The sequence below is a fragment of the Luteipulveratus flavus genome, assembly GCF_029439465.1.
Taxonomy (GTDB): domain Bacteria; phylum Actinomycetota; class Actinomycetes; order Actinomycetales; family Dermatophilaceae; genus Luteipulveratus; species Luteipulveratus flavus.
In genome coordinates, this window is sequence record NZ_JAROAV010000028.1 from 133,199 (window position 1) to 148,309 (window position 15,111).

A 15,111-nucleotide genomic window follows, 5' to 3' on the forward strand; every position below is an offset into this window, starting at 1 on the left:
CCTACTCGACCTGGCGGCGTCGGCTCGCGAAGCCACTCGTGGCAGCACCGCAGGTGCTGCCACGCCACCGTGAAGACAGGGGAACGATGACCGACACGACCGAAGCGGCCTGGTCGCGGGGGCGCACGCTCCTGGACCTCGGGCGCGCCGTCGAGGCGGAGGCACAGCTGCGGGCGGCGCTGGCCACCGACCCCGGCAACAGCGCCGTCCTCGCCGACCTGGGCCGCGCCCTGGTGACCCAGTCACGCTGGGACGACGCGCGGTCGGTCGCGCAGAGCGCGCTCACCGCCGACCCGCACAACCTCAGTGCGCTGCTCGTTCTCAGCCAGGCGCAACGCGCGACCGGCGCGCTGCACGAGGCCCTCACGACCGTGCGCAGCGCCCTGAGGGCGGCCCCCGAGGTCGCGGCCCTGCACCTCCAGGAAGGAGCGATCCTGCTGGAGGACGACCGGCCGCAGGAGGCGCTCAGCAGTCTGGAGCGGGCCCGGCGGCTGGCCCCCGAGGACCCCGACGTCCTGGTGTGCGCCGCGGCCGCGCTGGCCGAGCTGAACCGGCACGACGAGGCCGTGGCCACCGTCCGCGCTGCGCTGAGTCTCGACCCCGAGAACGAGACCGCGCACGCCGTCCTCGGGCAGCTGACCCTGCGTCGGGGCGGCGGACGCGACGCCGTCGACGCCTACCGCACCGCCGTGCGCCTCGACCCCGTGGACGAGACCAACCGCGAGGGACTCGCCCTCGCCCTCAAGAGCAGGAACCCGCTGTACGGACAGCTGCTGCGCTACTCCGGCTGGCTCGACGGCCTGCCTGCTGCGGCCCGCTGGGGCATTCTGCTCGCGCCCTTGTTCCTCACCCGGCTGCTCGAGCCGTTCGACCACCAGACCTGGGCGCGCGTGGTCATCGGACTGGTGATCGTGCTGGTCGCGCTCACCTGGACCCTCGAACCGCTGATGAACACGGTCCTGCTGTGCGGCCGCCGCTCCCGCGCGCTGCTCCCCCGCACCACGCGCCTCACGACTGTCGCCTTCCTGGTCTTCCTCGCCCTCGGGGTCGGCTGCGCGGTCGCGCAGGCCGTCGAAGGCCAAGGCTCGTACGCCTTCGCCACCGTCGGCTGCGCGCTCTGGGCGTTCGCGGCGGGCAGCGCCCACCTGGTCGCGCCCCGGCGTCAGCGTGTCGCCATCGCACTGGTCGGCGCCGGTGCGTTGCTGGCCGTCGTGGCCGTCGCGACCCTTGCGAGTCCGGTGCTCGTCGTGCTGTTCCTCACCGGTGGCGCGATGCTCTGGTTCGTCCGGCTCGCCTAGGGACGCCGAAGGGCGGCTCTCCCGTGTGGGAGAGCCGCCCTTCGCTACGTGCTCGTCAGCTGTCGGTGAACCCCAGGCTCGCGTCGTCCAGCCGGACGGCCTCGCCGCTGCCCGGGCCGAAGACCGGGTAGTCGTAGGCCTGGTAGTCCGGCAGGGCGTACAGCGCCGCCTTGGCCTCCTCGGTGGGCTCGACCGTGACGTTGCGGTAGCGCGTCAGGCCGGTACCCGCCGGGATCAGCTTTCCGAGGATCACGTTCTCCTTGAGGCCGAGCAGCGAGTCGCTGCGGGCGTGCATGGCCGCCTCGGTCAGCACTCGGGTCGTCTCCTGGAACGATGCCGCCGACAGCCACGAGTCCGTGGCCAGCGACGCCTTGGTGATACCCATCAGCTCGGGACGACCCGACGCCGGACGGCCACCCTCGGCCACCGCACGACGCGAGGAGTCCTCGAACCGGCCACGCTCGGCCAGCTCGCCCGGCAGCAGGTCGGTGTCGCCCGCCTCGATGATCGTCACGCGGCGCAGCATCTGCCGCACGATGACCTCGATGTGCTTGTCGTGGATCGACACACCCTGCTGGCGGTACACGCTCTGGACCTCGTCCACCAGGTGCTTCTGCACCTCGCGGGCGCCCAGGATGCGCAGCACCTGCTTGGGGTCGATCGCACCCTGCACGAGCAGCGTGCCGACCTCGACGTGCTGGCCGTCCTCGACCAGCAGGCGCGCACGCTTGCTGACGGGGTAGGCGTGCTCCTCCGAGCCGTCGTCCGGCGTGAGCAGGAGGCGACGGGTCTTGTCGGTGTCCTCGATCTGCACCCGGCCGGTGGCCTCCGCGATCGGAGCGACACCCTTCGGGGTACGGGCCTCGAACAGCTCGACGACGCGCGGCAGACCCTGCGTGATGTCGTCACCCGCCGCACCACCGGTGTGGAAGGTACGCATCGTCAGCTGGGTACCCGGCTCACCGATCGACTGGGCCGCGATGATGCCGACGGCCTCACCGATGTCCACGAGCAGACCCGTGGCCAGCGAGCGGCCGTAGCACTTGGCGCACGTACCGACCCGCGACTCACAGGTGAGCACCGAGCGGATCTTGACCTCCTCGACGCCGGCCGCGACCAGCTTGTCGAGGTTGACGTCACCCAGGTCGGCGCCGGCCGGGGCCAGCACCTCGCCACCCGCCTCGACGTCGACCGCGAGGGTACGGGCGTACACCGAGGTCTCGACGTCGTCGTGCTCGACGAGCTCACCGGCGGCGTTGCGCTGCGCGATCGGCAGCACCAGGCCACGGTCGGTGCCGCAGTCCTCCTCGCGGATGATGACGTCCTGCGACACGTCGACCAGACGACGGGTCAGGTAACCCGAGTCGGCGGTCCGCAGCGCGGTGTCGGCCAGACCCTTACGGGCACCGTGCGTGGAGATGAAGAACTCCAGCACCGACAGGCCCTCTCGGAAGTTGGCCATGATCGGACGCGGGATGATCTCGCCCTTCGGGTTGGCCATCAGGCCACGCATACCGGCCAGCTGGCGCAGCTGGAACCAGTTACCACGCGCACCCGAGCTGACCATGCGGTAGATCGGGTTGTCCTTCGGGAAGTTGTTCTCCATCTCCTTGGAGACGTCGTTCGCCGCCTGGGTCCAGATCTCGATGAGCTCCTGGCGGCGCTCGTCGTCGGTGATCAGACCGCGGTCGTACTGCTGCTGGACCTTGTTTGCCTTGGTCTCGTAGCCCTCGAGAATCTCGGTCTTGCGAGGCGGCATGACGACGTCACCGATGGCGACGGTCGTGCCGGAGCGGGTCGCCCAGTAGAAGCCGGTCTCCTTGAGCGCGTCCAGGGACGCCGCGACCTGTACCTTGCTGTACCGCTCGGCGAGGTCGTTGACGATCGCGGAGAGCCGCTTCTTGTCGACCGGCTGGTTCACGAACGCGTAGTCCGTCGGCAGCGTGTCGTTGAAGATCGCGCGACCCAGGGTGGTCTCGACCAGAGCGGTCGCGGCCATGCCGTCCTCGCCCAGCTCGACGTCCTCGGGCAGCGGCGCGTTCTCCGACGGCACGAAGTCGCGCAGCCGGATCTTGACCGCGGTGCCGAGCTCGATCTCGCCGGCGTCGAACGCCATCCGCGCCTCGGCGACGGTCGCGAACACGCGGCCGGCACCCTTGCCGTCCTCGACCGGGGAGGTGAGGTGGAACAGGCCGATGATCATGTCCTGGGTGGGCATGGTCACCGGACGGCCGTCGGCCGGCTTGAGGATGTTGTTCGAGGACAGCATCAGGATGCGGGCCTCGGCCTGCGCCTCCGCGGACAGCGGCACGTGGACGGCCATCTGGTCACCGTCGAAGTCGGCGTTGAACGCCGAGCAGACGAGCGGGTGGATCTGGACGGCCTTGCCCTCGACCAGCTGCGGCTCGAAGGCCTGGATGCCGAGGCGGTGCAGCGTGGGTGCGCGGTTCAGCAGGACGGGGTGCTCGGTGATGACCTCCTCGAGCACGTCCCACACGACCGGGCGGGCCCGCTCCACCATGCGCTTGGCCGACTTGATGTTCTGCGCGTGGTCGAGGTCGACCAGACGCTTCATCACGAACGGCTTGAACAGCTCCAGCGCCATCTGCTTGGGCAGACCGCACTGGTGCAGCTTCAGCTGCGGGCCGACGACGATGACCGAACGGCCGGAGTAGTCGACGCGCTTGCCGAGCAGGTTCTGACGGAAACGACCCTGCTTGCCCTTGAGCATGTCGGACAGCGACTTCAGCGGACGGTTGCCGGGGCCCGTGACCGGGCGACCACGACGGCCGTTGTCGAAGAGGCTGTCGACGGCCTCCTGCAGCATCCGCTTCTCGTTGTTGACGATGATCTCGGGCGCGCCGAGGTCCAGCAGTCGCTTGAGGCGGTTGTTGCGGTTGATCACGCGGCGGTACAGGTCGTTCAGGTCGGACGTCGCGAAGCGGCCACCGTCCAGCTGCACCATCGGACGCAGGTCCGGGGGGATGACCGGGACGCAGTCCAGGACCATGCCGGTCGGGTGGTTCTTGGTCTGCAGGAACGCGGTGACGACCCGGAGGCGCTTGAGCGCACGGGTCTTCTTCTGGCCCTTACCGGTCGCGATGATCTCTCGCAGCGACTCCGACTCGGCGTCCAGGTCGAAGGTGTCCAGGCGCTTCTGCAGCGCCGCCGCACCCATGCCGCCCTCGAAGTAGAGACCGAACCGGTCGCGCATCTCGCGGTAGAGCACCTCGTCGCCCTCGAGGTCCTGGACCTTGAGGTTCTTGAAGCGGTCCCAGACCTGCTCCAGGCGCTCGATCTGCTGGTCCGCGCGCTTGCGGATCTGGTTCATCTCGCGCTCGGCGGACTCGCGGACCTTGCGACGGGCGTCAGCCTTCGCACCCTCCTTCTCCAGCTCGGCCAGGTCGGCCTCGAGCTTGGCGGCGCGGGTGTTGACGTCGTTGTCGCGGCGGTTCTCGAACTCCTTCTTCTCGACCTCGATCTGAGCCTCCAGCGAGGGCAGGTCGGCGTGCCGCTGGTCCTCGTCGACGGAGGTGATCATGTACGCCGCGAAGTAGATGACCTTCTCCAGGTCCTTCGGGGCGAGGTCGAGCAGGTACCCCAGGCGCGACGGGACGCCCTTGAAGTACCAGATGTGGGTGACGGGAGCGGCCAGCTCGATGTGACCCATCCGCTCACGGCGCACGCTGGAGCGGGTGACCTCGACGCCACAGCGCTCACAGATGATGCCCTTGAAGCGGACGCGCTTGTACTTGCCGCAGTAGCACTCCCAGTCGCGGGTCGGACCGAAGATCTTCTCGCAGAAGAGCCCGTCCTTCTCCGGCTTCAGGGTGCGGTAGTTGATGGTCTCGGGCTTCTTGACCTCGCCGTGGCTCCACTGACGGATGTCCTCAGCGGTGGCAAGGCCGATGCGCAGCTCGTCGAAGAAGTTGACGTCCAGCACAGTTGCTGCCTTCCTTCGTTCTAAGTTCTAAGAGGTCTGAGTTGTGTTGAGTAACAGTCTGTTCCGGCCGTACGCCGAGGTCTCGCCCCGGCGTACGGCCAGCAGGATCAGACCTCTTCGACGCTGCTCGGCTCGCGCCGCGACAGGTCGATGCCGAGCTCCTCCGCCGCGCGGAAGACCTCCTGGTCGGAGTCACGCAGGTCGATGGTCTGGCCGTCGGAGGAGAGGACCTCGACGTTCAGGCACAGCGACTGCATCTCCTTGATGAGCACCTTGAAGGACTCCGGGATGCCGGGCTCGGGGATGTTCTCGCCCTTGACGATGGCCTCGTACACCTTCACGCGGCCGTTGACGTCGTCGGACTTGATGGTGAGCAGCTCCTGCAGCGCGTAGGCAGCGCCGTACGCCTCCAGGGCCCACACCTCCATCTCACCGAAGCGCTGACCACCGAACTGCGCCTTACCACCCAGCGGCTGCTGCGTGATCATCGAGTACGGGCCGGTCGAGCGCGCGTGGATCTTGTCGTCGACCAGGTGGTGCAGCTTCAGGATGTACATGTAACCGACCGCGACCGGCTCCGGGAACGGCTCACCCGAGCGGCCGTCGAACAGCGGGGTCTTGCCCGTGCCGTCGACCAGGCGGACGCCGTCGCGCGTGACGTTCGAGGAGTCCAGCAGTCCGCGGATCTCCTCCTCACGCGCACCGTCGAACACCGGGCTGGCGATGCGGGTGTTGGGCGGGGCCTGACGCGCGTCCTGCGGGATCTTGGCCGCCCACTCCGGGTCGCCCTCGATGTTCCAGCCGCGCGAGGCCGCCCAACCGGTGTGCAGCTCCAAGACCTGGCCGGGGTTCATGCGCGAGGGCACACCCAGCGGGTTCAGGATGATGTCGACCGGCGTGCCGTCCTCGAGGAACGGCATGTCCTCCACGGGCAGGATCTTGGCGATGACGCCCTTGTTGCCGTGGCGGCCGGCGAGCTTGTCACCGTCGGTGATCTTGCGCTTGTTCGCGACGTAGACGCGGACCAACTGGTTGACGCCCGGGGGAAGCTCGTCGCCCTCCTCGCGGTCGAACACCTTCACGCCGATGACCGTGCCGGTCTCGCCGTGCGGCACCTTCATCGAGGTGTCGCGGACCTCGCGCGCCTTCTCACCGAAGATGGCGCGCAGCAGGCGCTCCTCCGGCGTCAGCTCGGTCTCACCCTTGGGCGTGACCTTGCCGACGAGCAGGTCGCCGTCGCGGACCTCGGCGCCGATGCGGATGATGCCGCGCTCGTCCAGGTCGGCCAGGACCTCCTCGGAGACGTTCGGGATGTCCCGGGTGATCTCCTCCGGACCCAGCTTGGTGTCGCGGGCGTCGATCTCGTGCTCCTCGATGTGGATCGAGGAGAGGACGTCGTCCTGCACCAGGCGCTGGCTGAGGATGATCGCGTCCTCGTAGTTGTGGCCCTCCCACGGCATGAACGCCACGAGGAGGTTCTTGCCGAGCGCCATCTCGCCACCGTCGGTCGCCGGGCCGTCGGCGATGAACGCGCCGGCCTCGACGCGGTCGCCGGTGTCCACGACAACGCGCTGGTTGTAGCAGTTGCCCTGGTTGGACCGGGTGAACTTGGAGATGCGGTACGTCTGGCGCGTGCCGTCGTCGTTGGCGATCGTGACGAGGTCAGCGGAGACCTCCTCGACCACACCCGCCTTCTCGGCGCGCACGACGTCACCGGAGTCCAGCGCGGCGCGGTACTCGATACCGGTACCGACCAGCGGGGCCTCCGACTTCACCAGCGGCACCGCCTGGCGCTGCATGTTGGCGCCCATGAGCGCACGGTTGGCGTCGTCGTGCTCCAGGAACGGGATCAGCGCGGTCGCGGCCGACACCATCTGGCGCGCGGAGACGTCCATGTAGTCGACCTCGTCGGCCGGGACGTCGGTCGCCTCGCCGCCCTTGGTGCGCACCAGCACCAGGTCCTCGGCGAAGTGGTTGTCCTGCGTCAGCGGCGCGTTGGCCTGCGCGATGACGAACTCGTCCTCCTCGTCGGCGGACAGGTAGACGACCTCGTCGCTGACCTTGCCCTTGACGACCTTGCGGTACGGCGTCTCGACGAACCCGAAGGCGTTGATGCGGCCGTACGAGGCGAGCGAGCCGATCAGACCGATGTTCGGACCCTCAGGGGTCTCGATCGGGCACATGCGGCCGTAGTGCGACGGGTGGACGTCGCGGACCTCCATGCCGGCGCGGTCACGGGAGAGACCACCCGGGCCGAGGGCCGAGAGACGACGCTTGTGCGTCAGGCCCGACAGCGGGTTGTTCTGGTCCATGAACTGCGACAGCTGGCTGGTGCCGAAGAACTCCTTGATGGAGGCGACGACCGGCCGGATGTTGATCAGCGTCTGCGGCGTGATGGCCTCGACGTCCTGGGTGGTCATGCGCTCGCGCACGACGCGCTCCATCCGCGACAGACCCGTACGGACCTGGTTCTGGATGAGCTCGCCGACGTTGCGCAGACGACGGTTGCCGAAGTGGTCGATGTCGTCGACCTCGACGCGGAAGTCGGCCGGCTCGCCGTCGCGGACACCCTTGATGGTGGTCTCACCGGCGTGCAGCGCGACGAGGTACTTGATCGTCGCGACGATGTCGTCGATGCCGAGGACGGACTCGTTCAGCGGCGCCTGGACACCCAGCTTCTTGTTCAGCTTGTAGCGACCGACCTTGGCCAGGTCGTAGCGCTTGCCGTTGAAGTACAGGTTGTCCAGCAGGGTCTGAGCGGCCTCCTTGGTCGGCGGCTCGCCCGGACGCAGCTTGCGGTAGATGTCCAGCAGCGCCTCGTCCTGACCCGCGGTGTGGTCCTTCTCGAGGGTCTGGCGCATCGACTCGTACTCGCCGAACTCCTCGAGGATCTGCGCCTCGGTCCAGCCCAGCGCCTTCAGCAGCACGGTCACGGACTGCTTGCGCTTGCGGTCGACGCGGACGCCGACGGTGTCGCGCTTGTCGACCTCGAACTCCAGCCAGGCACCACGGCTCGGGATGACCTTGGAGGTGTAGATGTCCTTGTCGGACGTCTTGTCGATCGAACGCTCGAAGTAGACGCCCGGGCTGCGGACCAGCTGGGAGACGACGACACGCTCGGTGCCGTTGATGACGAACGTGCCCCGGTCGGTCATGAGCGGGAAGTCGCCCATGAACACCGTCTGGCTCTTGATCTCACCGGTGGTGGTGTTCATGAACTCCGCGGTGACGAACAGCGGAGCGGCGTAGGTCATGTCCCGCTCCTTGCACTCGTCGATCGAGTACTTGATGTCCTCGAAGCGGTGGTCGCGGAACGACAGGGACATGGAGCCGGAGAAGTCTTCGATCGGAGAGATCTCCTCGAAGATGTCCTCCAGGCCGGAGCGCTCCGGGACATCGACGCGACCGGCCTCCTTCGCGGCGGCGACGCGAGCCTGCCAGCGCTCGTTACCGAGCAGCCAGTCGAAGCTCTCCGTCTGGAGCGCGAGGAGGTCGGGGATCTCGAGGGGTTCGCGGATCTTGGCGAACGAAAGGCGGCCGGAAGCCGTCTTCGCAGAGGACAGAGTCTGAGTCGCGGTACGCGAGGCAGCCAACGAGGGGTCCTTCCACAAGGCCTTACTGAGCGGCGGTCATTGCGGTCCCGGTCCGACTCGACCCCCGACCCGCGTCGCGGGCAGCACGACGATCAGAGCACTCGGCTGGTGACGACGGGGCAGGACCCCGGGCACGAAGCGGTCGGCACTGATGGGCGGATGGGTGTGAGCGGAGACAGGGCAGCGCAAAGCAACAGCATAACCAAAAGATGGCAGCGTGTCCAGGCGCGGCCCATCGGCCTACGCCTCCCCCCGCTCAGTACCCCGTGCTCCCCAGCACGTCACGCGTCGAGGATGGACCGGTACAGGGCATCTGGTCAAGACTTTCGGCCGTTCCGGCGCGTCAGCCGGCCAGCGCGCCGAACCTCGCCTCGAGCTCCGTCCACGGTCCGACGGCCTCGACGCGCCCGCGCGAGAGGACGACGACCCGGTCCGCCTGGGCGAGCGCGGCCCGCTTGGAGGTCGCCCCGACCACCGTCGCGGAACGCTCCCGCAGCGACCTCCACAGCTCCAGCTCGGTGGCGGCGTCGAGGGCGCTGGACACGTCGTCGGCGAGCACGACCTCGGTCTCGGCGGCCAGCGCCCGGGCGAGCGCCACGCGCTGCACCTGCCCGCCGGACAGCCGCAGCCCGCGGTGCCCGACGACAGCGTCGGGGCCGCCGGCGGCCTCCACGTCCGGCGCGAGCCGGGCGTCGGCGACCGGCCGGTCGAACGGGCGGTCGGCGTACCCGAGCCGGACGTTGTCGACGAACGTCCCGGAGAACACCCGCGGCACCTGGGCGACGTACGCGACCCGCGTGGGCCGCAGGAAGGTCTGCGGGTCCTCGACCCGCTCGCCGTTCCAGGTGAGCGAACCGGTGTGGTGCACCAGGCCGGCGAGAGCCCGCAGCAGGCTGGACTTGCCCGAGCCGACCCGGCCGAGCAGCAGCACCAGCTCCCCGCGCCGGACCGTCAGGTCGACCCCGCTCACCCCGACGGTGCCGTCGTCGTGGACGACGCTCAGGTCGTGCAGCGCGAGCACGTCCAGCGGCTCGACGGGTCGCACGGCCGGCATCGGCGCCGCCCCGGAGACGAGGTCGACGTCGTCGGGAAGGTCCATCAGGTCGCCCCCACCGGCGTACGCGCAGGTGGCCTCCTGCCAGGCCCGCGTGCCGGGCGCCTCGGTGACCACGGCGCCGGCGACCCGGCCGAACCAGTCGAAGCCGTTGACGGCGTTGACGACCATCAGCGCGGTCGCGAGTCCCCAGACGCCCTCGACCAGGGCGGCCCAGGCCGCGACGACGCCCACCTGGACCATGACGATCGGGACGCCGTCGAGCACGGCCTGGACGCGGTGCTCCTTGACCGCGGCGTCGATCCGGCCACCGTCGACCTGCTGCAGGTGGGCATGGACCTGGGGCGTGCGGCCCGCGAGCTTGACGGTCCGCGCGGACTCCAGTGACGACACCAGCGTGCGGCCGAACCGAGCGCGGGCGGCCGACGAGCGCGCCGCCGTACGACCGGCGATCGGACGTCCGAGGACCGATGCGCTCGCGGCGGCGGCCATCACGACCAGGAGCACCAGTCCCGCGACGTACGTGCCCGCGGCGAAGGCGGTCACCACCGCGATCACCAGGCCGTTGACGAAGTCCACCCAGCGGTCGGCGTAGCGCGCGTACCGGTCGGCGTCCATGGCCCGTGCGACGACCTCTCCGGCGGGCGCGGCGGGCAGGCGGTGCTGGGCGGTCTGCCCGCGCAGCACCGACATCCGGGTCCGCAGGAGCACCTCGACCCACCAGCGCGGGTACAGGCCGATGGCGACGGCGAGCAGGACCGGGCCGAGCAGGAGGACCGCCACCAGGAGGGCCACGAGCCACGGCTGCGTGGCGCCGTCGCGCAGCCCGACGACCACGTGGCCCCAGACGAAGCCGGTGAGCGCGCCGACGGACCCCAGCAGCGCGGACACGGTGAAGAGGCCCACCGCCAGCAGGCCCCACTGCGGCTGGACCCGCAGCGCATGCCAGACCCCGCGCGCCAGGCTCGGTCCGGAGCCGACCTGCGGCGGCGGGGGCGCCGCCCCGGTACGGCGTACGCCACCGACGGGTGCCGCACCGGTGGTCTCGGCGGCCTCGTCCTGCGTCGCGCTCGCCTCCCAGAGCGCGCGGAACGCGCCCGGCGCAGCGCGCAGGGTCGTCATCGGACCGGACTGGACCACCCGGCCGCGCTCGAGCACGGCGACCTGCTCCGCGCGGCGGGTGGTGGAGAGGCGGTGCGCCACCAGCACGCCGGTCCGGTGGGCCAGCAGCCGGTCCGAGGCGGCGACCACGCGCGCCTCCGTCACGGGGTCCATCCGCGCGGTCGCCTCGTCGAGGATGACCACCCGCACGTCGCGGACCAGCAGCCGGGCGAAGGCGACCAGCTGCTCCTCCCCCGCCGACAGCGACGTGCCGGACGGGCCGAGGACGGTGTCGAGCCCGGCGGGCAGGTGGGCGACCCAGTCGGTGAGTCCCAGCTCGTCCACCGCGGCCTGCACGTGAGCACGGTCGATCGGGGCGAACAGCGTGATGTTCTGCTCCAGCGTGCCCGCCAGGATGTCGGTGAGCTGCGTCACGACCCCGACGGCGGCGCGCAGGTCGTGCAGGTCGATGTCGAGGACGTCGACACCCCCGAGCAGCACGGTGCCTGGTGCAGGGTCCACGGCCCGGGAGACCAGTGAGGCGAGGGTCGACTTGCCCGAACCGGTGCGACCCACCAGCGCCATCGTCTGCCCCGCCGGTACGCGCAGGTCGACGTCCCGCAGTGCGAACCCGCCCTCCTCGTAGGCGAACTCGAGGTCGGCGAACCGCAGGTCCAGGTCACCGTCGGGCACGGGCGCCCCGCCCACGGGCTCGGGCGGGGAGGAGAGCATCTGCCGCAGCCGGATCAGCGCACCGAGGCCGGCCTGCAGGTCGGGAAGATGCTGGGCGACGTTGTTGATCTGCCCGACGAACATGCTCGTGACCAGGAAGAGGGTCACGAGCCGGGCGACGGACAGGCCGCCACCGGCGACCATCGCGACGCCCGCCACGGCGATGCCGGCGAGCGCGGCGTGCAGGACGAGGCCGGCGCGCAGGATGAGGGCGCGCTCGAGGCGCAGGACCGACCAGAATCGCTCGTGCACCATCGCGGACAGGCGAGCCACCCGGCGTACGGCGAACGGCTGGCCCAGGCTGGTCCGCAGGTCGTCGCGCCCCGCGATGCTCTCCTCCAGCGCCGCCGAGTGATCGGTCCAGGCCATCTCCTCGACGACCTTGCGCTCGGCGATGGTCGGGAGCAGGCGTCGGACGGCGGGCCAGATGAGGGCGGCGGCGAGCGGGAAGACGAACCACGCCGGCCACCAGGTCAGGCTGGCGACGACCCACATCGGCACGACGCCGAAGCCGGCGCGCAGCACGCCCCAGAGCTGCTGCCGGGTGAGCGTCCCGACCTCGTGGGTGTCGTCGTCGACCCGGTCGAGGATCTCGCCGACCGCCTGCTCGGACAGGGCGGACAGCGGCTGGTGCAGCGCGGCGCTGAGCAGGTCGCCGCGCAGGGCGCCCTCGGCCCGGTCGGAGACGGCGGCCCAGATGACCTGGCCGGTCGTCACGAGGGTGGCGCCGCCGACGACGAGCAGGGCCAGGAGCCCGACCAGCGCTGCGGAGGCGTCGGTGGCGAGACGGCCGGCGACGAGCGTCCCGAGGGCCTGTCCGAGCACACCGACCGCGAGGGCGAGCAGCGCCAGACCAGCCGCGGGCGTCCGCAGCCGGCGCCAGGTGACCTCACGGGCCGGGTCGTCCGGGGCGAGCCGCGCCGGGGTCGGGGTCGTCGCCGTGCGGCGATCCGTCGTCGTCATGATCTGTCCACGCTAGGTCTGATGGCCGACGGGGCGCCTGCCAATTTCGGTCCAGGACGTGCATCAGCCCCTCCGGCCGAGGCCGGAGGGGCTGATGACGAGGTTGATCTAGAAGATCAGGCTCACTTGAGCTCGACGGTCGCGCCGGCGCCCTCGAGCTGCTCCTTGGCCTTCTCGGCGGCAGCCTTGTCGACCTTCTCCAGGACGGGCTTGGGGGCGCCGTCCACGAGGTCCTTGGCCTCCTTCAGGCCGAGGGAGGTCAGCGCGCGGACCTCCTTGATGACCTGGATCTTCTTGTCGCCGGCCGCGGTCAGGACCACGTCGAACTCGTCCTGCTCGGCGGCGGCCTCGCCACCGGCGGCAGCGGCCGGGGCCGCACCCGCGACGGCAACCGGGGCCGCGGCGGTGACGTTGAAGGTGTCCTCGAACTGCTTCACGAACTCGGAGAGCTCGATCAGGGTCATCTCCTTGAAGGCGTCAAGGAGCTCGTCGGTGCTGAGCTTCGCCATGAGAGGCGTCCTTTCTTTCAGTGCCGTGAGTGGCGGTGTGTGGGTCGGCTGGGATCGGCGTACGCCGGTCTCAGCCCTCGTCGCCACCCTCGGCGACGTCGGTGGTGGCCTCCTCGGCGGCCGGGGCGTCGGACACGGGGCCCTCCGTCTCGACCTTGGCGCGCAGCGCGTCGACCACACGGGCCGTCTGCGACAGCGGCGCCGCGAAGAGGTAGACCGCCTGGCTGAGCGAGGCGTTCATCGCGCCTGCCAGCTTGGCGAGCAGAACCTCGCGCGACTCCAGGTCGGCGAGCTTCTTGATCTCGTCAGCGTCGAGCGGCTTGCCGTCGAGCACGCCGCCCTTGATGACGAGGAGGGGGTTGTCCTTGGCGAAGTCACGCAGGCCCTTGGCCGCCTCGACCGGGTCACCGGTGATGAAGGCGATCGCGGACGGTCCCTCGAGCTGGCCGTCGAAAGCGGTGACTCCGGCTTCCTTGGCAGCGCGCTCGGTGAGCGTGTTCTTCACCACGGCGTAGGTCGCGTGCTCGCGGAGGGAGCTACGCAGCTTGGTCAGCTGCGCCACGGACAGACCGCGGTACTCCGTCAGCACGGCCGCACTCGAGTCACGGAACTTGCTCGTGAGCTCGGCGATCGCCGCGTTCTTGTCCAGCTTCGCCATGCGGGCCTCCTTCCGGGTGAGTGCCGGTCTGGTCGGGCCCGGGCAAGGAAGGAGCCCCGGCGCAGATGCGCACGGGGCTCGGATGGCACGCTGACGCGTGCGGCCTCTTGCTCACCTGCGCTGGTCGCTCGCTCCTGGCGAGGCCTTCGGTCGCTGCCCTCACGGACGTCGACAACCGGCGGTCATTGGTACCGCACAGAGTACGGGTGAGACCGCCGCCGTACCAAATCGGCGGCGGCCCACCGGCCTATGAGGTCGGGTCCTCGCCCAGGGCCTCGTCGGCGTCCTTCACCTGACCTGCCGGAGGCGCCGTGATCCGCACCGTCTCACCCCAGCGGGAGTAGTCGATGACTGCCACCGTCCCGCCGTCGGACTCACCCGGGGGGTCGCCCATCATCGCGGCCATCACCGACAGGTCGCTCCGAACCCGAGCGGGCCGATCACTCGGGTCGAGCCAGACCTCGTACGCGACGGTCTTTCCTCTCATGGCCTTGCGCATCTCGGCACGGTCGTTGGGGCTGAGGTCGCCGGTCTCGTCGGCGACCTCGACGACCGCCGCACCGGGCACGCGGACCGTGTAGTGCGTCGTGCGCGCGCCGTTCACGGTCTCGGTGCCACGGGTGGTCGCGGTGCCCCTCTCCCACAGGTCGATCTGGGTGTCCACGTCCGCCATCATCGTGATGATGGCCATTGGCACCAGCATCAGCCCGGCCATGGACTCGCTGTCGTCGTCGACCCGCAACCACGTACGACCCGCCAGCTCGGGATCCTTGAGGTAGACGGTGTCGCCGACGGAGCGCATCTGGGTCGCTCCCATGTGGATCTCGGCATCACCCTCGTCCTCCCCCAGGTTCGTCATGTCGACAGTGACGGTGTCCTTCTCCCCCGGTGAGCTCATGAAGACGTGGACCGACTTCTCGGCGTCCACTGCGGCTCGCACCCGGACGGCGAACGCCCGACCCGAGGGCGCGTCACCACTCGCCGGCGCCGAGACGGTGGCGCTGGTGGCCGACGACAACGGTGTCGTCGGCGTCGCGGACGGACGGGTCGTGATCGACGTGGTGCTCACGGCGGACGGCTTGGTCGCCGTCGCCTGCTCCGAGCCGCACGCCGTGACCGCGAAGGTCAGGGCGCTGGCCAGCACCAGCGCGCCAGATCGGCGCAGGGGTGTATTCATTGCAGATTCCTCCCAGGACCGCCGAGGGACCTCCGGCGGATGAAGCTCACCGGGCACGGCGTGCGGGCCGCGCCGGGTGAGAA

At 70.0% G+C, this 15,111-nt stretch carries 7 protein-coding genes; 1 reads left to right on the forward strand and 6 read right to left on the reverse strand.

Translation table 11 applies throughout. The features are described 5' to 3' along the window. Window positions 1-86: 86 nt before the first annotated feature. Entirely contained in the window at window positions 87-1,298 is a 1,212-nt protein-coding gene (locus tag P4R38_RS09405) for a tetratricopeptide repeat protein (RefSeq protein WP_277191930.1), read from the forward strand. A 55-nt stretch (window positions 1,299-1,353) separates the two neighbouring features. Here the strand turns inward: P4R38_RS09405 and P4R38_RS09410 are convergent, their stop codons facing one another. The 6 genes from P4R38_RS09410 to P4R38_RS09435 all read right to left on the reverse strand — a co-directional run bounded on the left by P4R38_RS09410 (window position 1,354) and on the right by P4R38_RS09435 (window position 15,028). After that, a complete protein-coding gene (locus P4R38_RS09410) occupies window positions 1,354-5,241 on the reverse strand; it encodes a DNA-directed RNA polymerase subunit beta' (RefSeq protein ID WP_277191931.1) in 3,888 nt (1,295 codons plus the stop codon). 107 nt (window positions 5,242-5,348) lie between these two features. Next, window positions 5,349-8,834 carry a DNA-directed RNA polymerase subunit beta gene (rpoB, locus tag P4R38_RS09415; protein WP_275237677.1) on the reverse strand — a complete coding sequence of 1,162 codons (3,486 nt, stop codon included), beginning with the start codon at window positions 8,832-8,834 and terminating at the stop codon, window positions 5,349-5,351. 343 nt (window positions 8,835-9,177) lie between these two features. Continuing rightward, window positions 9,178-12,684, reverse strand: a complete 3,507-nt coding sequence (locus tag P4R38_RS09420) for an ABC transporter ATP-binding protein (protein WP_277191932.1) — start codon at window positions 12,682-12,684, stop codon at window positions 9,178-9,180. 122 nt (window positions 12,685-12,806) lie between these two features. Beyond that, window positions 12,807-13,193 (reverse strand): 50S ribosomal protein L7/L12, encoded by a 387-nt coding sequence (gene rplL / locus P4R38_RS09425; RefSeq protein WP_275237675.1) that lies wholly within the window; start codon window positions 13,191-13,193, stop codon window positions 12,807-12,809. Window positions 13,194-13,263: 70 nt separating this feature from the next. After that, entirely contained in the window at window positions 13,264-13,851 is a 588-nt protein-coding gene (gene rplJ, locus P4R38_RS09430; RefSeq protein WP_275237674.1) for a 50S ribosomal protein L10, read from the reverse strand. 247 nt (window positions 13,852-14,098) lie between these two features. Next, window positions 14,099-15,028, reverse strand: coding sequence for a LolA-like protein (locus P4R38_RS09435; RefSeq protein WP_277191933.1), 930 nt, complete (start codon window positions 15,026-15,028; stop codon window positions 14,099-14,101). Window positions 15,029-15,111: the final 83 nt, after the last annotated feature.